Below are 22038 nucleotides of genomic sequence, written 5' to 3' on the forward strand. Positions count from 1 at the left end.
CGATAGGGGCAACCCCACAGTCGGCTCTTTCGCCGCTCAGCACCGCGAAGGATGGGCTCCCTATGGCCATTTCGATGCTTAGCTTCCTCAAGCCTCTACTCGCGGGAGCGTACGACCGCATTGTTTTCCCGGCCGCCGTACAGGGGCTCCTCGAGCACCTCACGACCGATCTGCCCGTGCCGTCCGGGCCTGCCAGCGGCCCGTTCTCGGGGAAGCTCAAGGCGACGGCCGACGACACGGCCGGCGGCTTCGCCCAGTTCTCGATGGCTCCGCTCGGCCCCGCGATCCCCTTTGCCCTCCGGCTGACCGGACCGGCGGCCGCGCCCACCGGCTTCCAGCTCGACCTCACACCGGCGAGCGGGCTGCTGAAACTGCCTGCTTCCTGTGGCCCGGCCACGGTCCAGCTGGACACCGCCACCGGCAAGCGCCGGATCGTCGCGGCACCAGCCGCCGACAGGGTCGCTATCACCCTCAATGGCACCGATCCATTGGCCGTGCGGATCGAGGGCAGTGCCGGACAGGCCGCGCGGCAGGGCATCGTCGCCCTCGATGCGGCGGGGCAGGGCATGCTGACCGTCGGCACCGCACCGGCCGCTTTCCTGCTGGGCGGCCAGGGTTTCGGGCTCCATGTGCCGGGCGGGCTCACGGTCGACTCGTCGGCAACGCTCGCGCCCCCGCCGCTCGTTGCTGGCACCGGCGGGACCGGCGGGCCGCCGCCATCCGCAGCGCCAGCTTGGCAGGGCATCGCTATCCGCGGAGCCGAGCTCTTCCTACCCGAGACGACCCCGCTCGTCGGCTCGGGTCCGATCCCCGTCGATCTCGACCTCGGCATGCCGGCCGGCCTCTACGGACGGACCGAGGCCCACATCCCGGCCGACGGGTCACGCCCGGCCTTCGACGCAACCGTCGTCTGGGACGACCCGGGTGCCACCTCACTCGACTCCGCATTGCCGACCATGATCGAGATCCGCACTTCCTGGAGCCTGGACAAGGCCCCGGGACCGCCGCAGGTTGGCACGATCGAGCTGCTCGGCGGGCGCCCGCTGCGCGTGACCGGCCGGTTCACCCGAAGGTCGGGCACGAGCGACTTCGACTTCGGCCTCGTAGTGGAGGCCGGCGGCGACCAAGGGCTGCTCTCCGTAAAGGCCCAGAACGCGGCCGGCAAGGTCGTCGTCACCGCCGCGGCCCTCGCCACCGCGTTCATGGCCGACGCCGCCAAGCCGGCACCGCAGCAGACCGCGTACGACGGCTTCGGCGCGACGCTCCATATGCTGCTCGTGGCGGCTGCGGGACTCAGCGCCTTCCTCAACGACGGTACGATCACCGTTCACGCCGTTGAGGTGGACTCCGGCTTCTCCCCCGCAGGCACCAAACTCTCCCTCCGGGTCGACTACAGCGTCGACGTCCTGGTCAGGACCATCAACCTCGGGTTCATGAGCATCAGCATGAATCCGACGGTTCCGATGCGCCTGCGCTACCGCAACGTGCGGCTCCTCGTCGACTTCGCCCAGTCGGGACTCGAGCGCTTCCACCTCTCGTATGGCGAGGCCGACGTGGACGTGGAAGACCCCGGGGGCTGGCAAGTCGAGTCGGACGGAACACTCAAGAACCTCTTCGACGTGCTCGGCAGCCGCTCCGGCCGCGGCTCGCAGTGGTTCGAGATCGACCTCCGCTTCGCCCTCGATCTTGGCCCGGTCAAGGTCAGCGGGGCGACGGTCCGTGTAACGCTCGGGGCGAACGGTGCTCTCCGTCCCGAGCTGCGCGGGCTCGACGCTGCCCTGGAGATGCCGGAGCTGTTCGAGGGCGAGGGCAAGGCATCGCTCGGCGCGGGCCAACTGGACCTTGCTCTGGCCGCCAGGATCGTCCCTCTCAACGTCGCCGCAGCCGCCGGGCTCACTTACAAACCCTGCGGCTCAGGCGTCAACCAGCTGGTCCTCTCACTGCGGACCGATCTGCCGGGACCGATCCCACTGGCCAACAGCGGACTCGGCCTCTACTGGCTCGGCGGCGTCTTCGGCGTCCACGCGGCGCTGCCCCGCCCCGGCCCAAGCGACGACCCGGTCCTCTTCCAGCTCGGCCTCGACCCGTTCAAGACCAGCGCGTACACCTGCGCCGACGGCAGCGTGTTCGGTCTCGGCGCGGTCGTCGGCACCGCCCCCGACCTCGGCTTCACCTTCAGCGCCAAGGGCGTCCTGGTGATCGGGCTGCCGGACGTCGCCGTCCGCGCGAGCCTCCAGGGCCGCATCCTGTCGCCCCGTGTCCAGATGACCGAGAACCTGGGGCCACCGACCGCGGGCGGCAGCCTCATCGGCGCGCTCACCGTCGATGGGGACGGCGTCACTGCCGCGCTGCGCGGGCACTACGAGGTGCCGGTCCTGTTCACCGTCGACGCGCCCTTCGGCGCACGGTTCCCCGCCCGGGACAACAAGTGGAATGTCCGGCTCGGCTCAGACAACGTGCTCGACCGCGGGCCCGGCCCCCTCCAGGTGCGGGTGCTGCCGGACTTCCTCGATGTCGGTGCCTGGGCGTTCCTGATGGTGGAAGGCAACGGCATCCCGCAGCTCGGCGGCGAGCTGACGCTCTCGCCGACCGGGTTCTCCCTCGGCTTCGGCGCCGGGTTCACCGCGCGGTACGGCATCCCGCTCATCCACGTCGACGTCAGCGCGTCGGTCCTGCTGGCCCTCGGCACCCGCCCGGTCCTGCTCGCCGGCGTCGGACACCTCTCCGGCAGCCTGCACCTGGGGCCGGTCTCCATCGGCGCCAGCGCGGACGTGGCCTTTCAGGTCGCCCCCGATCTCGGCGACACCTGGGTCGAGTTCAAAGTCTGCGGCGAGGTCGACCTCTTCTTCTTCAGCCTGCAGGGCTGTGTCACCGTCGAACTCGGCGAGAAGAGCGGCACGATTCCCGCCCCCGCCGACTGGCCGCTCGAATCGGTCTGCCTCGCCGACCACCGCTACACCAAGACGGCCGACGCCCTCCGATCCGAGACCCGGCCGCCGACAAACTCCCTCCCGGTCGTCTGGCCGGACGCCATTCCCCTCCTGCAGTTCACCAACGGCCCGGCCAACGGCCTCCAGCCGGGCCCGTTCACCGACCGGCTCGCCTGGAACGCCACGGAGATCGGGGACGGTGTCGTCGGCAACGACCGAGTGAGCCACACGTACACGCTCACCTCGCTCAGCCTGACCGCGGTCGACCCCGCCACCGGGGCCGAGACACTGGTCGGCGGGCCGCTCGACGCCGCCTGGCAGGAAATCAAGGCCGGGGCGCCCGGCCAGCGGGGCGCCCGCGAACTGGCGCTCCTCACCTGGGAGTCGGCCCTGTGGACCCGCAAACTGGCCGACGGCGGCGCCTGCGACCCGAACAACCCCGCCCGGAAGATCGCGCGCCGCTGCCGTACACGGCACTCGGCCGACCCCGGATGGGCTCTCGGCAGCCTCGGTGGCCGGCACAGCCCGGGAAGCCCCTGGCGGCTGCCGACCGAGCCCGCGTCCGGCGCGTTCGCCTCGGAGTTCAACGTCGCCGTCGAGGCCACTTGGAGCCAACTCCCCATCGACGACCCGACCGTCGGCCTGTTCCCGTACACCTTCCCGCTGCGGCTTGGAACGCCCGTCTCCTTCGGCGAGCCGCTGGACGCGATCGAGCGCCGTTTCACGGGCGCCTTCACCCTCCCGCACGTGGAGGGGCTGCCTCTCGACGTTGCCCCGGACGAGATCGCCCCCGGGATCGGCGAGGTGTGGTTCGACGTCGTCCTCGCCTTCTCCCAGGAGCTTCGCGAGCCGTGTCTCGGCCTGCATCTGCCCGCATGGCCCGATGGGTTTGCCGACCAGATGGAGGTCCGTCTGATCAAGCCCGACGGTTCGTCCACGCCGTTTCCGCCCACGGGTGACGAGCCGGGCATCGGTGACGCGTTCGTCCGCCGCTACGAACGGCAGGACGGGGTCTACAAGGGGGTCGCCCTGAGGTACCACCCGGCGCTCGCTCCGCAGGTACTCGGTCTCCGGGCCATCACCGAGAAGTCCTGGGACGCCGCCGACGCCGCCACTTCGGCGGCCCAGCAGGCCGGCAGCCTGGCGGCGGCGAAGGCTGCAGCCGTCACGCCACGGCCGATGCTACGGCCCGGCACCGTCTACCGCGTAGACATCGGCGTCGACGGCCTGGGCCGCCGCGAGGGCAAGGACGGAAACGTGGTCCACCACACGGACCGCTACTGGTTCCGCACCGCCGATATGTCAGGGCCCGCCCCCAGCAAGAACGCGCAGTACCTGCAGGGCAGCACGCCCGCTGTAGCCAAGGCCCACTACGACTCTTTCGTCGCCGCCACCACCGTCCACCAAAAAACGGACCGCTTCGACCCGGTGTATCTGCAGCGCTATCTGCTGTCCTGGACGCCCCGCGACAAGACCCGCGACTGGTTCCTCGGCGACCCCGTCGGCGTGCAGCTGGAGGTCAACCACGTTCCCGATCTCGCAGCTGTCTACGACCACGACACGGTCGTCCGTGTCCGCCGTACGGACCCGACGAAGGGTCGACCCGACCCGTTCGAGGAACAGGCGTTCCCCGCGGCGCACCACATGTGGCAGGCCGTCGTCTCGCAGGCGCAGCCCAAAGCCGATCTACTGCTCCAGAAAGAGACGGCCGCGTCCGGGGCCTGCCCATATCCAAAGCCGGGCGCCACGCTCGGCGGCAGGCCCACGCTCCAGCCGCAGTGCACATACGAACTCTCCCTCGCCTTCCCGTTCCTCGACTCCGGAAGCTCCGGGAACTCGGGCGGCGCGGCGATCCGCGGCGGGATCTTCAGCACCTCCCGCTACAGCGGCCCCGCCGCGCTCCTGACGGACCTCGGATTCGCCCAGGGCGGCGCTGGCGGCGACGGGCTCCCCGGTGACCTGCAGGCCACACGGATCACGATGCCCGCCGGCGAAACCATCGCGGACGGCGGCCTCGAACTGGCCCTGGCCCAGCTCGGGATCGGCTGGCTTGCGCCTACCCGCGCGGGACGCACGAGCGCGCTGTGGACAGATCAGGGAGGCACCTGGGCCCTCCACGGCGTACTGCTGGAAGCACCCGAACCTATCCACCGGACCGACTCCCTCGGGATCGTGGGATACAGCGGCAGGCTGCGAGTGAACAGCCTGCTCTGTGGCTCCCACGCCTTCAACACAGTGATCCGCAGCGGCTCCGGGGACCGAATCCTCTTCCTCACGACCAGTCCCTTCGCACCGGCCGCCCCGCTCGTCCTGTCCGTGACCGTGCAGGACGTGCCCCTGGAGCGCGCCACGGTTGCGAACACGGCCGATGTCACCTGCCCCGTACCGCCGAAGCCGGCGTTCGCGAAGGACCTGCCATGACCACTCCCATCGCCCCGCCCACCCTGTTCCGGGCGAGCGCCCTCGCCGCGCGCGACACGACATGGCTGGCCGAGGGCTTCCACCTGCGGCTGAAGGTCAGCCCGTGGATCGGCTTCCCGCTGCATCCCTTCGCCGCCTGGCGGGCCTCCGGCGCCAAGACGGAGCGGGTGCGGATCGTGTGGCGCGATGCCCACGGACATCGACTGTCCGTCCCCTTCCACCTAGAGGACGCCGACGGGCAGGCGGAGGGGTGCCTATTCGGCGTCCCCGTGGACGACCCGTACATCTGGGCTGAGGTCTCCGTGCCCGACGACCGGGGGCTGCGTGTGGACCTGCTGGACGGCAACCGGACGGCGGGCGGCGGTGACCGTGTCCTCGCCACCCGGACCGCGGGGCCCTACCGCTTCGGCCACACCCCCGTCGTCCGACTAAGGGCGACCGGTAAGGGAACCATCGGCGAGACGACCGGGGTACGCCAGTCGTACGTGTACCTGTCCGAGCTCGGCGACCCCGACCTGATCTTCGGGCTGCCGATCCGGTTGCCGGAATACTGGTACGCCCCCGATCCGAAGACACACCCGCAGGACGCCGGCCGGGACCGTGTCGCCTCGGCCGTCCCGCCCCGGCTCAGCCCGCCGGACGAACTCGGGCCGGACGCCCCCGGCGGCATCGACCCGACCGCCGAGACGGAGCGGATCATGGATCGGATCGGGCCCGGGTTCGTCGACCCGTGGCTCACCAGCGGCTGGGGCGATCCCGCCACCGCGCCAGCCGTCGCCGCCTTCAGCGACACGCTCACTCTGGCCGACGGACGGACCGGCCGGGCCACGGCCCTGGTGACACCGTCGCTCCTGACGATGGCCGTCGACCCGCAGATCGCCCGCTATCTCGGGCTCGCCACCCTCGTGCCATACGGCTCCACCGCACCGGTCGAGGACTGCAACATCTGGCTCATCGCGGCCCGCTGGGCCGTGCAGCGGCACCGCGTCGTCCATGCGCCGGGCAGCCCGTTCGGCTTCCCGATCACCCTGGGCGACGTCCTCGGACCGCAGCCGTCCCTGCCCGGCGGCCTCGACCACACCCTCGACCGCCTCTTTCCCGACGCGCCCGGCATCATCGCCGACCTTCCCTATCGGCCGGGCGGCGAGTCCGGCCCTTGGAGCTGCCGGACACTGCTCGCGCTGGCGGTCGCCTCAGGCGACGCGCAGCCAGACCCGCCCGACCCCTTCCCCCTCGCCGCCGATACCCCCGGCACCTGGAACCCGCACGCCGACCCGCAACACCCGGGCCCAGAGACCTGGCGGCAGACGGTCTCCCTCGGCGATGAACCGGCCCGCGGCATGGTCGGCTTCGCCCGGACGGGACCGGGAAAGCCCGTGGCGCTGCACCGCTTCGAGCCGCCACCCGGCCACGGCTACGTCAGCCGTGCCATGCCGCTCGTGCCGAACTGGGCCGGCAACAACCGCCGCGTCGTGGAGGACAGCGCCGCGCCCGTGGACGCGGACGGCGCAAGCTGGCGGGTCTGGAGCGCCGACGAGTTCGGCCAGTGGTCCCACGGCGCCGATGTTGGCGCATACGATCTCACCGCACCGCTGCCCGCCCGGCCCGCGCCACCCTGGCCCGTGCTCGAGGGCACCTTCGACGCGACCCCGGACGACGGTACGAGCAGCGCGCGCGTGCCCGGCACGCTCCGGCTCCGCTGCACCGTCCCGGGTCCCGGGCACACGGCCCCGGGCAGCGCACCCATCGCCGAACTGTGGGTCGAGGTCGACGGGGTTGCGCTCCCGCCGCGGCCAGTCGTCCAGAACCAGACGGTGCTCGTCGAGGCGCAGCCCCAGGCGTTCACAGTCGGAGGGCAGCGGCCAGTGCCGGTCGTCGCCTGGTTCGTCGACACGACCGGCACCTTGTCGGAGAAGCCCACGACCCATGTCCTCGCCCATGACGCCCGAGCACCGCAGGCCATCCCCACCTCGCCCGTGGTCATCTGGACCGGCCGGATGGACTCCACGGGCATGGCCGAGCTGTCGCTGCGCTGGCCGCCGCCTACCGGCGCCACCCGCTACCGGGTCTACCTCGGTGACGCTCGCCGCCTCGCCGGCTCGCTCACCCCAGCCCTCGCCCTGCCCACGAGTCCGGTCAGGGCCGCGCAAGCCGAGCCGCTGCATGCCGCACGCGGCCGCCTCACCGACAAGGGGGTGTTCACCTTTCTCGGCGAGACCGGGGGCACTGCGGACTCCGACGGCCTGGTCCACTTCTCCACCCGTGTCCCCGGAGGGCTGCGCAGCGTCCAGTTCGTGCGGATCGTTCCGCTCACGGCGGGCGGCGCCGAGACGGCGTTCGCCGCCTGCGGGCTCGTACCGGTCGCCATCCCCAGCGCCGACCGGCCGCCGCCGCCCCTGCTGGACGCCGTCACCGCGCCCGACGGCGGACTCACCCTGACCGTACGCGCCCAAGGAATGCGGCCCGAGCTGCTCGACGCAGGGGCGGGCAAGGCACCCGAGTTCCGGGTCCGCCGCACCCGTACGGGCGCCGACCGTCACTTCGCCCCGGTGTGGACCGGCGGGAAACTGACGATGCCGGACGGCGGCGGGCCGTGGACGGCGACTGTGACCGTCCCGGCGAGCGGGCTCAGCCCCTTCGTCCGTACCGACTGGTACGCCGAAGTGCGCTACCCGGCCGAGCCGCCCCTGCTTCCCGGCACGCCCTCCGAACCCGTCGACGGCGGCGTGGAACCCGTCTGGGGTGCGATTGGGGACGAGGCGGAGGGGGTGTGGAGCGAACCCTCGCTGCCAGCCGCGTCCCTGCTTGTCTCGCCTTTTCCCCCCGCGGCTCCGGCTGCTCCGGTGCTCACCACGGCGGCCGACGGCTCAGTCACCCTCGCCCTCAGCGGCCTGCCGACAGCACACCCCGCGTCGGGCACACCGTACCGACTGGAGATCTACCGGGGCACGCCCGGTAGCGCACCGCAGGAACGGGCGGTCCTCGCCGTCGAAGCTGCCGCCTTCTCATGGAAGGACGCCGCCCCTGTCCCGGCTGGTACGCACTACGACCTCGTCGTCGTGGACCCACTCGGCCGACGCAGCCCGGTCACCCGGGCCTCCTGATAGACAACCTTCTCGCCCTCTATGGCGTACCGCGGAAACGCTGAGGATGGCTGACCGGCAGTGTCGGCAGGATGCATGCGCCTGGTTCTACTGCGGCAGCTTGGCCGTGCGTTCTGGGTGGGCCACATCACCCGGCGCACCGTCGACAAGCACGCGGAGAACCTGCGCGCCAAGCTCGGCACCCCTGACGGCACCAGCACGGTCATCCGAGCCCAGGCCCTCGGCCTTCTGCTCTCCAGAGCGGGGAAGTCCTCGGTCGTGGCATATCCCTGCCGACACCGGCAGCCTGCCCTTCCGGGCGGTGCGCCGGGCCCAACCGGTCGAGGACGTCCACCTTCAGGATGTCGACCGGCGGAACGGCACGACGTTGTCGGCGGCAGGTGGGCCCTGCGCCTGCTGATAATCATCTCGGGTGAGCACGGCGCTGGCCAACGTGAGCCTGGTGACCAGTTGGCGCAGCTCCTTGATCTCGGCTCTCTGGTTGGCGACGGTCTCCTTGAGCTTGGTGACGGTCTCACGAAGGCGTCTTTCGGATTCTGGGACCTGTCGTGTCTCGGTGCGGACACGCTCGTAGAACTCGTTCTTGAGGTCGGCATGCCGCTTTTGGAGGGCCATGCGGTGGACGCCTGCCTCTGCGGCGAGGGCAACGACGGTGAGGCTGCCGTTGGAGGCGGTGGCTTGTCCGGTCAGGAGCCGGTCCATGGCCTCCCGGATGCGGGAGCGCTCGTCCTGGTGCTGGTGGTTCATGCCAGTGCCTCGGTGGTCTGGGCGGTCGAGTCGTGGGTGTCGGCCGTCCTGCGGAGTTTGTCGGCGTTGGCTCGTAGCCGCTTGCCGACCGGGCCGGGGGCGTAGGCGGCGAGCTGATCGATCTCGCTGGCGCGTTCCCGCATTTGGTGGGCATGGGTGTCGGTGCGGACGGTGTTGCCGCAGCCGGGCCGGCAGTCGTACTGCCGCGGGGCCGTCGCGCCGGGCTCGGGTTCGCAGAGGGCGGTGTCGTGTTTGAACGCGCAGATCAAGAACGCGTCGGGGTTGTCATAGAGCACCACGCCGTCCCGGGCGAGGAACTTGGCGGCCTTCCTCGCGAACGTCCCAGGGACGATGCGTCCCTCGAAGCGCGGGGTCTGGGCGGCAGCGGTGAGGGCCCGTCGGGCGCCGGGGCCGGAGACCTTCTCCCCGGCGGCGAGGCGGTCGCGCAGACGGGCGGCGGTGTCGGCTGCGGCGAGAGCGGTCTCGATGTCGAGCTCGCTGTGGATGCCGCCGCGACTGCGGGACCCGTAGCCACTGGAGGTGCGCACATCCAGGATGGTGCGCATGTGCCCGTACTGAATCGCGAGCGCGATCAGTCCGCCCGGACGGCGGGCGATGTGCCAGGCCAGACTCCTTCTGAACCGTCTCAGGCCGATCGCGCCGTGCGGGTCCTCGGGGATTGCCTGTCCGGGCAGGCCCTGCTCCTCGGCTTCATGATTCACCCAAGCCACGAATCTCTCGACCCGGTTACTCAGGGCGTTCTTCTTCAACGTGCCGTGGTAGCCGCGCGAGTCGGGGAAGTCGTGGTAAGCGGCGCTGAGCAGGAGTTCCCCCTCGGGCACCATGAGTTCCAGAACGCGGATGGCCTGGACAACCGGCGTGATGGCGACCCAGGGGACCTCACGTTCCTCGCCGTCGGAGACGTGGTTGCCGTCATCGTCGGTGACGTTCTTGTAGTGGCGGCTGCGGATCAGGTGTCGTCCGACGGTGCCGTCGGCGGCGGGTTCGGGGTCGGGGCAGCACCCGGACCGCAGGCCCTGGACTTCCTGCGGTCGCATGCCGGTCAAATAGAGGCAGGTGATCATGGCGGCGGTGCCGAGATGCCGCATCAGCTCGGCGGCCTCGTTGAAATCCAGGTGCTCGCGCCAGGCTTTGCCGTTGATCTGCCCGGTGACCGGCACCCGCATCGGACACGGCCCCGGTCGCTGGGCGGCCAGGGCCGAGAGGCCATGTCGTTCTTTGAAGTGGTCGACTTGGGTGCGGCTGGCGCCGGTGACGGCTGCGACGTAGGTAACGGCCAGCCCCAGCCTCCCTCTGTTTGAGGTGCTGGGCAGGCACGCGCCAGCTCGGACTCGACTCAGCAGGAACTCCTGAAGTGCGGCCCGGCCCTCGGCAGTTGGCGTGTTGGCGGTGGCCAGGGCGGTGAGACGGCATCGCTCGGTCCAGGCGGCGAGGATGTCATCGGCGAAGTCCTCGACGAACCGGATAGCCCAGACCAGCAGCGGTCCGAGGACCTGCGGGTCCAACGGCTCCGTCGAGTTCTCTCCCCGGGCCGTGCCGTCGGCCGCGGGGAGGAAGTCGTCGAAGCCCAGGGTGTCCCACGGAGGCCGGGTGATGCCCGTAGGGCGGGCGCTGAGCTGGTCGAATGCCCAAAGATCCGTCAGGTTTGCGCAGATGGCCTCTGCGGTGTCGCGGTTGACACCGCTGTCCCAGCGCTCGCTTGCATAGGCTTGCCACTCCTTGGCGCTACAGGCGGCGAGGCTGTCGATACCGCGTTCATGCAGCCAACGCGCGAGCCGCATCCACTCGTAGCACGTGTCCCGCATGTCCAGGCTCGATGTCCGGGGCCTTGCCCCGTGTCCGCGGGTCTTGAGGTAGGTGGGACGAAGCTGGCCGTTGATCACCGTCCAGACCACCAGTTTCAGCTGGCCGAGCAGGGGTGGCGGACAGTGCTTCCACCGGATCGCGATCAGGCAGGTGCTGGGGTTGTCGATGAGTGGGGCAAGGGACCAGACGGGATCTTGATAACGGGAGTTCGGGTGCGTATTGCCAGCGCTGATCCACCGGGGCAGCACCACGAGCGAGTCCGGGGCGGGCATGGGCAGCCTGTACGGGTCGCTCTCGGAGACCGCAGCGGTGGTCACGGGGCGAGCTCTCCCTTCACCAAGAGTTGGACAACAGCCCGGTCGGTGTCGTCGGTGCGGTCTTGAGCCACCCTCCAGACGGACTGGCCGACCTTGTCACGCAGGTCATCCAGCCGCAGAAGATGATCGCTCCAGCGCTCGCTGAAGGCGCGGTCGTCCAGAACAGACCGCAGGCTCCGCAGCTGCTCGTGCAGATGAGCGAGCCGCGAGTGATGGCCGGGATGAACGTGCGCGTTGCGGCAGGCCAGGCAGAGCAGGAAGTCCGCCCCGCATCCGCCCTGCGGAGCCGGCCAGGGGCTGGCGGTGTCGTCCGCGCAGTCAACCGTGGCGGTCTCCTGATGATCCGGATCCGGCATGTCCGAGATGTTCCCGGCGAAGACAACGGCTTTGGCCTGTTCCAGGGCCTCGCGGGCACCGGCTTCGAAGACGTCCCGGGAAGCGCGCTGAACACGCTGGTCGGGCAGAACATAGGTGCTCTCGTGGGTGCCCCGCGTGTGCTGCATGGGCCGGCCCTCCCGCGTCACCGTGGTCCGGCGAGCCCTCTGGAACGGCGACCCTCCCAGCCCGTTGGTGTGAGCCCACCATTTCGCGTCGTAGTCGGCGACACCGAAGGACAAAAGACCCACCGGGCGGGGCCGGTCCAAGTCCTGAAAGTCCGCCCCGCTGAGGCTGTGCGTGCGCGAGACCATCAGCAAATCGGACCCTGGCGCCAGGCGGGCAGCCAGCGCACGACCAGGAGCGGTGGCCTCCAGCGCCTGCGTGATCAGCCGTCCTGGGGAGTCAGCCCCGGAGTCGGTGATGTTCTCTGTGGAGAACCACCGGCCCCCGCCCGCTCTGCGCTTTTCCACCTGGACCTCGTAGGTCACCGAGGCCGTCTCTCCAACCGACGGCGTCGAGGTCGGGGCCGGCATCCGGTCATAAACGGACAGGTTCCAGGCGAACCGGTCGGTCAGCAAGACGGCCAGCGCCGTGACCTCCATGCGCGTCAGGAACAGCCTGCCCCACGTGCCGTCGGGGCTCTTGCCGCCCAACAGCCTGCGATTCGTCACGTGGTGCTTCCCGCCCGACGATGCGGTGCGAGGGACGTCACCGGTGCGGGCAAGGTGATCGAGGATCTTACCGATCCGCCACTCACGGCTGCCTTCCTTCAGCGCGGCGGCCCGCCAGCTCTCCAGCAGCAGGGTGTTCTCGCGGATGCGCATCCACGCGCTCCGGAACTGCTGTCGCGCGACCCGCAGCACCCGCTCCCGGTCCGATTCCTCATAGGACTGCTTGCTGGGCCTCGGGCTGGGGACGCGGCGGGCAAGCTCTTCGGCCACCGGCCCGGTGCCGAGCTGCGGAGCGTTCTGCAGGAGGGTGCGTACGGGCCGCAAAGTGCTCCTGCCGTAGTTGGTGCTGATGTGCTGGGCGCGCCAGCGCTTGAGCGTGGCGGCGGTCAGCTCGCTCAGGTCCTGGGGAGGATGCTCCAGATCGGACAAGAACCGCGCGAACACCAGCAGCCTGCCCCAGTGGTTCCCCGCGGTTCTGTGACTGTTCCAGAGGCGGGACTGCGCGGCGAAGGCAGCGGCCAGGGAACGTTGCACAGGCTCCGCAACCGGCAAGTCGGCGAAGTCGTAAGCCTGCTTGTGCCCAGCCTTGTTCACGATGGTGACGACCAGCCCGTCCGGGGCTGTCGGGGGCTCGGTGCGGTGGTCGGCCGGCGGCAGGACGGCCCGCCGTCCCCGCCCGCTCATCCGGCTGCCTCGAGGAGAGCGTCGATGTCCTGGATGCCGACCGTCTCCCGGGCCAGCCGGGAGAAGACGTCGTCCAGGTCCTCGACGTCCTGGCCCTCGTCGGCGGTCTCCGCCGCGGCGAGGATCGACTCCAGCTGCAGGTGGGAAACGGGCGCGAGATAGTGCCGTTTCGTCGTCTCCACGTCCGAGTGCCCCAAGACCGTCTTGACCAGCCACCACGGGTCGCCGAACAGTTGGGCGAAGTCCTGCCGGTCCTGCCTCGTGAGCCCGTAGCGGGACTCGAACAGCTCGTTGAGCAGGATCAGCGTGTAGAGGGCCATCGAGTGCCTGGCAGAGTGCGGGGTCGCGTACGGAGTCTTCCCGCGCACCTCCGCAAGCCGGAAGCTCCGCTCGATCTTCCGTTCCTCCTCGGTGAGCAGGACCTCCTCGCAACGCAGGTTCGCGCTCCTGAACACGCCGTTCCACCGGTCAGGGGCCATCGGCAGGCCCTGCTCGGTCAGCCACAACCACGCCGGCTCCGGCCCGTCCGGCCCTTCCAGGAACAGCCACTGACGTTCCCTCCACCCCAGCCGGCTCAGTTCCTGCCCGCCGACAACGCCGTCGGCGTCCACCCACTCGATCTTCGGCTTCAGTCCGCGCGTCACCTTCGTGATCAGCCGCACCAACGGCAGCCGGTCGTAGGTGCTCTTCTCCTGGGCCCGTTGAACGGCCCAGGCCCGCTCCGACTGGACGTAAGCCTCAACTTGGCCGACGGCGTCCACCGACGCGTAGAACGTGCGGGTGTTCTTCGACCTCGTCACGGCACCCGCGATGCGACCGTGCATGTAACGCCCGTGCCGCAGCTGCTGTGTCGGGAGCTCGAACGTCAGCAGCGAACCGCCCTCCTGCCGGCGCAGGCCCGAGCTCAGCAGCAACTGCACGAAACTCGTGTTGCGCATCTCCGTCCGTGACTCCCACCCCGGCGCCGCCGCCCTGGCCCGTGTGTGACCGCGCAGCCCGACGTCCGACCACAGGCCCCAGGTCCGCGGCGTCAACCACGACACCCGCGCACTCACCGAGTCCGCGGCCCGGTCCACCCGCCGTGCGACGTCCACCGGCAGCGGGTGGACCTTCCCCCACTTGAACAGTTTCGTGAACGCCGCCGCCTCACGGTTCCACTTCGTCCCGCCGATCCGCTGCGGGTTCTCCGGGGCCCGGCAGCGCCAGTCACGGAAGTCCGCGAGATCCTGCTCAGTGGCCTCTCTCCACGACAGCCTGCGCGAGGACAGGAACTCCAGAAGGATTCGGTAGTCCGTCGCGTAGTTCCGCTTCGATTCCCGTTCCAGATTCCTGAATTCGCCGGAGCGGACGAAATCGAGCAGCTCCGCATCGACCATGCCGTCCGGCCGTACAAACACCGGATCGCCCGGCCTCAGCCCGATACGGGCCACCGCCCCCGGCAGGTCCCGTACCCCCAGGACGCCATCAGTCGGCAGCGGCCCCCACCGCTCCGGATCCGGCACCCGCACCACATGCCACGTACTCAATGCACACCTCTCCTGATGCTTGAACACGCTCAAGCATCAGGGAACGCAGCAGAGCGTACGGCCGGTCTGCGGTCCCTGCGGCGGGAGCGACGTAGTACGGCCGGTCGTAGCTGATCGGGATCACGCCCTGCGGGTCGATGAATCCCATCACCGTGATCGTGCGCTTGGTCGGCAGCGGCAGGCGGGCGAGGTCGTCCTCGGAGAGCGGCAGCATGCGGCCGTCCGGGAGGGCGACGCCCCGACCGACCTCGGAATTGCTGATCTCCCGCCCTTCCGCAGCACAGAAGCGGCGGTGCTGGACACGGCTGCCGTCGGCGGTATGGATCTCATGGAGCCGCACGGTGTGCTCTTCGGTAGCCGCGTAGAGCTGCACCGGAATCGGCGTGTTGACTGAAGCAAGGACTGCGAATCCGCAGGTCAGGAGCTATTTTTTGCTGGCTTCCGCGCTGTCACACCGTGCGTCGGTGGCAGGCTCAAGGGCCTAATGAGGTCCGTTGGAAGCCAGGCGAAAGGTGTATCCAAAGATTCCTTCGAGCCCGCCCACAAGCAGGCACCGCCCGTCGGGAGTCCAGGCACAAGAGAGCAAGGGGCTGTCGGTGCGCATCATGGTTAACGTCAAGCCGGTCTCAGGACTGCAAATCCGTATCGTTCCGTCGACGCTGGTGATGGCGAGCAAGGTGCCGTCCGGACTGAACGCCGTTCCGGTCACCCCGTATGGGTGACGCGTCAGCGTGCGCAGTTCTTGCCCGGTGATGGCGTCCCAGATCCGCATGGTGTCGGTACGGAAGCTCGTCGTGGCGATCCAGGCGCCGTCGGGACTGACCACCATCGCGTCCACCGCGAAGATGTCCAGCGTGTGCAGTTCTTGTCCAGTGGCGGCGTCCCAGATACGCGCGGTCCCGTCTCGACTGGCGGTAGCGAGCCAGGAGCCATCCGGACTGACCACCACTGCGAACACCGAAGCCGTGTGCACGGTCAGGATGTGCAGTTCTTGTCCGGTCGCGGCGTCCCAGATACGCGCGGTCCCGTCTCGACTGGCGGTAGCGAGCCAGGAGCCATCCGGACTGACCACCATCGTAGTCACGCGGCCGACGTGGGCGCTGGGCGTCTGCGGCACCTCACACCCGCGCCACGCCCGCCACGCGGCACGCGTCGGGACCCTCCCGGGAACCATCGACGGCTTCCCGTCCTGCCGTCACGTCTCGTTGCACGCGTGTGCTCGTGCACGTGTGCACGCTTTCGTGCCCGCGAGGCATCCCGGGCCGTGACAACACCGATCGAAGTTGAACGTGTTCAAATAGCTCTGTGCGGGTGACCGTGCAGCAGCTGGCGCGAACACGCGGCAGGCACCGCTAGGAGGACATCGTGGGCGCAGGCGTCATGATCTTTGCATTCTTCTTCTACGTGCTCCTCATGGCACCGTTCTGCATCCTTGTCGGTGCGAAAACGTCCTCGCGCATGGGCTGGGTGATGGCAACTCCCCTAATTTTTCTGCCCCTTACCCTATTGATCGCCGCTCTGATCCCTTGAGTGGCTTACCAACTCCCAGGCGGGCGCGTCGGCCTGGCGAAACGCGGTTGGGTGTAGATCCAATGAGGGTGCTGTTGACCAGGCGGTGGGTATGACCTGGTCGCGGTAGCGCGTCTGGTGGTTGCGGATGAATTCCTTGGCTCCGCTACTGACCGATCCGAACGCCGCTGTCCGCGCCTTCGCCACCGACACCCTGCACGACCTCGACGTCCTCGAAGAGGAAGAGAGTCGGCGGGGAGCCGACTTCGACCGCGGATACCGCAGCTGAGACGAGCGCTGTCCTACCGGCGGCCCTGGCCCTGCTGCCGAAGAAGTGCTGCGCCCCCTCCGCCTGCCTCGGTATTGCCACTCTGTGTGATCACTGCGGCGACCGGGGACTGGCCACGGAACTTTCCGGATGCTCGTTGATCCAGGACAGGCCACCGATGTCGAGGCGGTGCCGGGTGCGGGTGACGGCTACGTAGGCCAGACAGGCTTCCTTGTCATCGATCGGGCGTGCCGCCCTCGGAGCCGTGTTGCCCGGTGGGCCGTCGGCCATTGGCGGGGTGAAGTCGTCAGCGATTTTCACCAGCGGCCACTCACGGCCTTTGGCCTTGTGCGCAGTGGAGACGGTCACCTCAGCCCGGTCTTCGGTGACGAGATGTGTGACGGCGGCCAGGATGGCGTCGGTGCCATGGGGGTCGACCAGGTCGACCAGGGGTTGGAGGTCGCGTCCGGCGGGGTCGTAGGCGGCATAGTCCTGCAGGTCGCCCCAGGTGGTGAACAGCACCAGTTCGGGGTGGGTGGTGCGGCGTCCTTCTTTGAGGTCGCGGGCGGCCAGGGCCAGAGCGCGCAGGCTGTCTCCTCCCCCGGCCAGCGCGACCCGGTGTCCGCCGGACAGCGGCTCCATGACCTGGGCCATGGCGCCGACGTTGGTACGGCACAGCACCGCGTCGGGCCGGGTGACGGGGCCGAGTTCGGTGGGCACGGCGTCGACGCCGGTGAGACGGATGGGGGCGTCGGCCAGGTGCAGCCAGCGGTTGGCTTCCTCGGCGAGGCGGGGGCCGAAGCGGAAGGACCGGGACAGGGCAAGCTGGGTGCCGTCGAAGCCGGTCATGACGTCTTTGGCGCCGCGCCAGTGGTAGATGGCCTGGGCGGAGTCGCCGACCATGACCAGTTGGGCGCGGTCGTGTTGGGCGAGGAAGATCTGTTCGACGACAGGGTTGGTGTCCTGGGCTTCGTCCAGGAGCAGGAAGTCGGCGTCGATCTTCGGCTGGGTGAGGGCCCAGATCTTGAGGTAGTGGTCGTGGTCGAAGCGGACGCCGCCGTCGTCGGGGTGCTGCAGGTCCAGCCAGGCTTTACGGGCGTACGGAACGATGTGGGCGGCGAGTTGCGCGTGCAGGCTGGGCTCTTCCAGGCCGCGCAGGTGCGGGACGTGGTGGCGGGTGATCGTCGCGTCGGAGGTGTGGCAGACGCGGGCCACGGTGCGCAAGGTGACGCGCGGAACACCGCAGGCCCCCTTCGAGGCCAGGTGGATCACGGTGATCTGGTGAGCGAGCGCGTCATCCGCCCGGGCCCGGACCTGCCGGGCCTCCTCCGCCTCCAGCCAGGCGTAGTACGAGGAGCGGACCACGCCCAGGACACGGCACAGCAGGGTCACCGGGTAGACGGCCTTCTCCGCAGCGATGAACCGGTAGACCTCGCTCACTCGCTGTCCTTGGCGAAGAAGGCTGCCGCTTTTTCAGGATCTCGATCGTCTTCTGCTGCTCGGCACTCTGCTTGCGCAGCCGCCGCAGCTCCTCAAGGAACTTGATCAAGACCTGACCACCGGCCGGGCTCCGCGCGGTGCCCAGGTGCGTCCCTTCGGCGGCCTCAGCCCCTGGCCTGCCTCGTCCTCGAAGCAGATGTGGGCGCCCAGGTCCGCCGCGGTCCTTTTACCTGCGGCCACACCTCTGCCTTCCACACCTCGATCACCTCGTCGTCGCGTTCGATCACCCTCCGCAAGGGCACCTGCGCGGACCAGCCGTGCCGCCGCAACAGCTTCCACACACCCTGGACCGTGTACCCGACGTGGAACATCCGCCCGATCAGCAGCCTGACCCGCTTCAGCGTCCACCCCTGGAACTCGTCGTCCCAGCCGTGCGTGAGCGGACCCCGCTTCAACTCCCGCTCCAGCCGCTCCCATTGCCGGGAACTGAGCCGTTCCACCGAGGCCGGCCCCTTCGAGCGCAGGGCGTCCGCACCGCCCTGCTCCCACTCCCGCCGCCAACGTCGCACCGACCGCGACGTCACCCGAAGCTCCCTCGCGACAACATCGGTCTTCTCACCACGAGCAAACCGCTCGGCCGCCTCAAGGCGCACCCGCGGACTCCACGAGTTCAACCTGAGTACCACATCCCGATCCCATGACCTCCGTCGAAGACCTCTTCACCGGCAACGGCACATCCGCGGACCCCTTCGACTGGGATCCCCTGCGAGAGCCCGACGCGCTGCAGGATGTCTGCCTCCTCGACTGCCGGGTGTGCCCCCTCACCGGCAGGGCCGGACTGCTGCCCGTCATGCGTACGGCCCTGCAGTACCGCACGGGGAACGCCGCCCTGCCGCGGGCTGGGGTCGCTCCAGTGGAGCGACAAGCCGCTGGAGCGTGAGCTGCTGCCCTTCGCGATCATGTCGAGCACGCCCTCGGCGGCCGGAAAGGGGTGGTGGATGGACCTCGGCCTCTTCCCGGACGGACGGCTGAGCCTCACCGGCGCCGCGGCGGACTTCCACCTCCTCGACGCCGAGGGAATCCCCGACGCTCCGCCGGACTACTCGGAGCGCCGGCTGAGCGAGGTCCGCGGGGACCTTCCGTGGTGGGACTCCGAGTGCACCGTGCTGAAGGCGGCCACCACGGGCGGGAAATGACATAGCAGTGCGGACGAACGACACAGCCCGCCGAGGGTTTTCCTCGGCGGGCCGCAGTCGTTTCGCGGTCAGGTCTCGTTGCCGAGGGTGCCGTTCAGCCAGGCGGCGGCCAGTTCTGACCGGGAGCGGGCACTGGTGTGCTGGAACAGCCGTGTCAGCCGCTGTTCCACGGTCTTGGTGCTGCAGGCGAGTTCCGCCGCGATCTGCCGGTTGGTCGCGCCGTTGCTGACCATGCGCACCAGGATGATGTCGGGTTCGGTGAGCTTCTGCCGGGCTTGGCGGAGCCTCGGCAGGGGAATCCCGCGCAGCTGTGCGGCATGGGTGACGGCGGTGCGGAAGGGACGTCCGAGGCCGAGGAGTTGGGCGTTGCACATGACCTCGGTCAGCCAGGCGCGGGGGTCGTCGGCGATGCGTGTCAGGCACATGCCGGAGACGACGCTCAGGTGGACGTCTTCGCGGCGCTGGATCGAGCGGTGGGCGGTCAGTGCGCTGTCTGTGTCGTGGTGGGCGATACCCCGGGCGATGAGGAGGGTCTCGTACGTCATGGGTGTAGCGGCCTCGTCATGCAGGGTTTCCAGTTCCTCCAGTGCCCGCTGGGTCAGGGGCGACCGGTGCTGCCGGGCGGAGAGTGACAGGATGCGCAGCAAAAGCCGTTCGGTGCCGGCGAGTTGGCCGTTCTTGCGGGCCTGCCGGGCGTCGCGCCAGGCCCTCTCCGATGCCTCCTCCTTCCGGCCCGACCAGTACCGGAAGGCCAGGCGGGCGCGTGCCGCCAGAGGATGGTCGAGGGCGTCGGGGACCAGATCGAGCCATGCCTGGGCGCGTGTGAGGTCCCCGCGAGCGCAGTGGATCTCCGCGGCCAGCACACGTGGCAGGTGCGGGTCGCCCGCCGTGCTGTGGGTCCGGCAGCGTACTTCGACGCGTCGGGCGGTCGTGAGCGCGGCGTCCCAGTTCCCCGCCAGGTAGTCGCGCACCATGCCCTGGTACTGGACGGCGACGCAGTCGGGGGCCGCGGTGTACCGGTCGCCGAGGACGGCGGCGAGCGCGCCGGTGAGGTCCGCGTACGCGGCGGCGTGGCGCAGCCGGTCCAGTGCCTGGTCGTCGATGGCGTCGGGGGGCAGGTTCCGCCGCGCGCGGCCCAGTTCGGCGTGGCTGCCCACCGAGGCGGCCACCAGTCGCAGTTCGGCGGGTGAGGGCAATGGCGTACGGCGGTGACCGGGGTCGGAGTGAGGGGTGGGGCCCGCGGCTGTCGAGGGCCGAGGCGTCAGTGGGCCGATGCCGTACAGGCCGCCCAGTGCCGCCAGCTCAGCCGCGGACGGGAGTCGGGCGTCCGTCCGCCCGCGGCAGAGGGCGCGGTGGTCGTCGGCGTGGAGAACTCGGTGTTCGTGCAGCGCCGCCCACGTCCATGCGACGCCGATGCCGTGCAGGCCGGTTGGTTCCTTCCCCTCCTCGGTGTGTTCGGCGCGCGGTGTGTCCGCGTGGGCGAGCAGTGGCTCGGCGAGGGCCAGGAGTCCGTCGTGGTCGCCGTGCCGCAGGCTCAGCTCGCTCGCCTCCTGGAGCACGCCGGGGGTGCGCTCGTCCCGCGGTGCGAGCCGGCGAAGTGCCGCCGCGTAGGCGCGGGCCGACCGGGGCCAGTCGGCCCTGGCTTCCTCACGGGCTGCGGCGAGCAGCAGCGGTATCGCGAGATCGTCGTCCACGAGCGGGCCGGAGGCCGCGACGCGATCGGCCAGCCGCGGATAGCCGCGGCCGGTGGCCTCGGGGCCGAGCCTGCCCGCCAACCGCGTGACGTACCGGGCGGAGTTGCCCTGCACATCGCGTTGGAAGGGCAGGGTCCGCAAGGCCGCGGCGAGCGCCGGAACGGCGAACGACAGCCAGCCCCGCGGATCGGCGGTCAGAACGCGGTCCGTGATGAGGCGATCCAGTGCGTGCTCAAGGACTCGGGCGCCTGCCGACGGCGTCATCCTGAACGCGTCGTCGATGTGCACGTCGGCGTGGTTCAGCACGTGGGCGGTGACGATCGCCGCGTTGAGGATCGGGGGGTACGGGAGCGAGTGGGGCCGCCCCAGCCCGAGGAGGAAGGCGTCCGTGGTGGTCAGCCGCAGCAGCTTCTCCGCACGGGTGAGACACATCCGGCCGTCGAGTTCCAGCAGGTCTTCTGCGTTGAGGGTGTCGAGGACCGACAGTACGGCGCGCGGGTTGCCCGCCAGTGTGCCCAGGGCCCGCGCCACGGCGTCCGCCAGCGTGGGTTCGGCCGCGTGGCCGAACCGCCGGGTGATGTGGAGGTCGACGAGCGCGGCGGCGTCCGTCGGCCGTAATTGTGGCAGTTCGAGGACCCGGTCGGCTGCGGCCGTCAGCCGGGCCTGACCGTGGTCCGCCGGGGGGCGGGGTCTTCCGGCCAGCACCACTGGGACGCCGTGCGGGCGGAAGATCCGCAAGAGGAGTTCCAAGATGCTGGCGATGTGCTCCGGCATGCGCTCGACGCCGTCGACGAGGAGCGCGAACGGTAATCGGCGGGCCGCCGTGGCCAGTGCGTCGGAGAACGCGGCCAGTCCGTTCACGCCGCCCTTGCGCGCCGCGGCTGCTAGCCGTGTCCGGTGGGCGGTGGGCAGCGGCAACAGACAGTCGTCGGGGTCGGCGAGGAACAGGCCGCATCCGGCGGTGACGACGATCGCGTCGGCAAGAGCCGTGGCGTCCTCGTCCGGCGGTTCGTCCGATGCCGTCTCCGCCGCTTCTTCCGGGTCCTCGTCGTGCCAGCCGAGCCGGAGCACTGCCGCTCCGTCCCCGGCCGCGGCACGTCGCGCCTCCTCCAGCACGGCTGTCTTGCCCATGCCCGCCCCGGCGACGAGCAGCAGGACGCGCGCCGCCTCTCCGGTGGTGCGCAGGGTGTCCGCCAACTCGCGGACGATGCTTTCTCTGCCGATGACCGTTCCACGTCGGTCCCGCACGGTGCCACCTCGTTCGTCGCTCCTCCCCCGGGAGGAGAGATGACACCCGTCCTCTTACCGTTGTCTTATCGGAGCGGA

The 22038-nt window shown here is 69.9% G+C and carries 14 protein-coding genes and 1 pseudogene; 6 read left to right on the top strand and 9 right to left on the bottom strand.

The window, feature by feature from the left end:
• The first annotated feature begins 74 nt into the window (after positions 1–74).
• Positions 75–5351 carry a hypothetical protein gene (locus SGFS_RS03420; RefSeq protein WP_286247484.1) on the top strand — a complete coding sequence of 1759 codons (5277 nt, stop codon included), beginning with the start codon at positions 75–77 and terminating at the stop codon, positions 5349–5351.
• Positions 5348–8455, top strand: coding sequence for a hypothetical protein (locus tag SGFS_RS03425; protein ID WP_286247487.1), 3108 nt, complete (start codon positions 5348–5350; stop codon positions 8453–8455). The genes SGFS_RS03420 and SGFS_RS03425 overlap by 4 nt, the downstream gene beginning before the upstream one ends.
• A 336-nt stretch (positions 8456–8791) precedes the next feature.
• Here the strand turns inward: SGFS_RS03425 and SGFS_RS03430 are convergent, their stop codons facing one another.
• The 6 genes from SGFS_RS03430 to SGFS_RS03455 all read right to left on the bottom strand — a co-directional run bounded on the left by SGFS_RS03430 (position 8792) and on the right by SGFS_RS03455 (position 15779).
• Positions 8792–9202, bottom strand: a complete 411-nt coding sequence (locus SGFS_RS03430) for a hypothetical protein (protein ID WP_286247489.1) — start codon at positions 9200–9202, stop codon at positions 8792–8794.
• Complete coding sequence (locus SGFS_RS03435) at positions 9199–11301, bottom strand: integrase (protein ID WP_286259775.1); 2103 nt, start codon at positions 11299–11301, stop codon at positions 9199–9201. The genes SGFS_RS03430 and SGFS_RS03435 overlap by 4 nt, the downstream gene beginning before the upstream one ends.
• A gap of 41 nt (positions 11302–11342) precedes the next feature.
• The gene (locus SGFS_RS03440; RefSeq protein ID WP_286247491.1) at positions 11343–13079 is read right to left on the bottom strand and encodes a hypothetical protein; all 1737 of its coding nucleotides are present in this window, start codon (positions 13077–13079) and stop codon (positions 11343–11345) included.
• Complete coding sequence (locus SGFS_RS03445; RefSeq protein ID WP_286247493.1) at positions 13076–14605, bottom strand: integrase; 1530 nt, start codon at positions 14603–14605, stop codon at positions 13076–13078. The genes SGFS_RS03440 and SGFS_RS03445 overlap by 4 nt, the downstream gene beginning before the upstream one ends.
• A complete protein-coding gene (locus SGFS_RS03450) occupies positions 14544–14978 on the bottom strand; it encodes a Ku protein (protein ID WP_286247495.1) in 435 nt (144 codons plus the stop codon). The genes SGFS_RS03445 and SGFS_RS03450 overlap by 62 nt, the downstream gene beginning before the upstream one ends.
• A gap of 108 nt (positions 14979–15086) precedes the next feature.
• Complete coding sequence (locus SGFS_RS03455) at positions 15087–15779, bottom strand: WD40 repeat domain-containing protein (RefSeq protein WP_286247497.1); 693 nt, start codon at positions 15777–15779, stop codon at positions 15087–15089.
• Positions 15780–15970: 191 nt separating this feature from the next.
• Here SGFS_RS03455 and SGFS_RS03460 point away from each other — a divergent pair, with 191 nt between their 5' ends.
• Positions 15971–16135 carry a hypothetical protein gene (locus SGFS_RS03460; protein WP_286247499.1) on the top strand — a complete coding sequence of 55 codons (165 nt, stop codon included), beginning with the start codon at positions 15971–15973 and terminating at the stop codon, positions 16133–16135.
• A 136-nt stretch (positions 16136–16271) separates the two neighbouring features.
• On the top strand, positions 16272–16403 hold the full coding sequence (locus SGFS_RS03465; protein WP_286247501.1) for a hypothetical protein: 132 nt from the start codon (positions 16272–16274) through the stop codon (positions 16401–16403).
• 90 nt (positions 16404–16493) lie between these two features.
• On the opposite strand, the gene SGFS_RS03470 is transcribed toward SGFS_RS03465, so the two are convergent.
• The gene (locus SGFS_RS03470; RefSeq protein WP_286247503.1) at positions 16494–17822 is read right to left on the bottom strand and encodes a UvrD-helicase domain-containing protein; all 1329 of its coding nucleotides are present in this window, start codon (positions 17820–17822) and stop codon (positions 16494–16496) included.
• Positions 17823–17933: 111 nt separating this feature from the next.
• Positions 17934–18508, bottom strand: a pseudogene (locus SGFS_RS03475) (winged helix-turn-helix domain-containing protein); the annotation flags it as partial.
• An 11-nt stretch (positions 18509–18519) separates the two neighbouring features.
• On the opposite strand from SGFS_RS03475, the gene SGFS_RS03480 reads away from it, so the two are divergent.
• Entirely contained in the window at positions 18520–18762 is a 243-nt protein-coding gene (locus tag SGFS_RS03480; RefSeq protein ID WP_286247506.1) for a hypothetical protein, read from the top strand.
• A gap of 19 nt (positions 18763–18781) precedes the next feature.
• Positions 18782–19018 (top strand): hypothetical protein, encoded by a 237-nt coding sequence (locus SGFS_RS03485; protein ID WP_286247508.1) that lies wholly within the window; start codon positions 18782–18784, stop codon positions 19016–19018.
• 68 nt (positions 19019–19086) lie between these two features.
• Here the strand turns inward: SGFS_RS03485 and SGFS_RS03490 are convergent, their stop codons facing one another.
• The gene (locus tag SGFS_RS03490; protein WP_286247510.1) at positions 19087–21960 is read right to left on the bottom strand and encodes a helix-turn-helix transcriptional regulator; all 2874 of its coding nucleotides are present in this window, start codon (positions 21958–21960) and stop codon (positions 19087–19089) included.
• Positions 21961–22038 lie beyond the last annotated feature (78 nt).

The sequence above is a fragment of the Streptomyces graminofaciens genome, assembly GCF_030294945.1.
Lineage (GTDB): Bacteria > Actinomycetota > Actinomycetes > Streptomycetales > Streptomycetaceae > Streptomyces > Streptomyces graminofaciens.

Excerpts from the sequence above, each read along its gene's own strand:
- SGFS_RS03485 (WP_286247508.1), top strand. The coding sequence starts at position 18,782 with ATGTCGAGCACGCCCTCGGCGGCCGGAAAGGGGTGGTGGATGGACCTC.
- SGFS_RS03455 (WP_286247497.1), bottom strand. The coding sequence starts at position 15,779 with ATGGTTCCCGGGAGGGTCCCGACGCGTGCCGCGTGGCGGGCGTGGCGC.
- SGFS_RS03435 (WP_286259775.1), bottom strand. The coding sequence starts at position 11,301 with ATGCCCGCCCCGGACTCGCTCGTGGTGCTGCCCCGGTGGATCAGCGCT.
- SGFS_RS03430 (WP_286247489.1), bottom strand. The coding sequence starts at position 9,202 with ATGAACCACCAGCACCAGGACGAGCGCTCCCGCATCCGGGAGGCCATG.
- SGFS_RS03480 (WP_286247506.1), top strand. The coding sequence starts at position 18,520 with ATGACCTCCGTCGAAGACCTCTTCACCGGCAACGGCACATCCGCGGAC.
- SGFS_RS03425 (WP_286247487.1), top strand. The coding sequence starts at position 5,348 with ATGACCACTCCCATCGCCCCGCCCACCCTGTTCCGGGCGAGCGCCCTC.
- SGFS_RS03440 (WP_286247491.1), bottom strand. The coding sequence starts at position 13,079 with ATGAGCGGGCGGGGACGGCGGGCCGTCCTGCCGCCGGCCGACCACCGC.
- SGFS_RS03420 (WP_286247484.1), top strand. The coding sequence starts at position 75 with ATGCTTAGCTTCCTCAAGCCTCTACTCGCGGGAGCGTACGACCGCATT.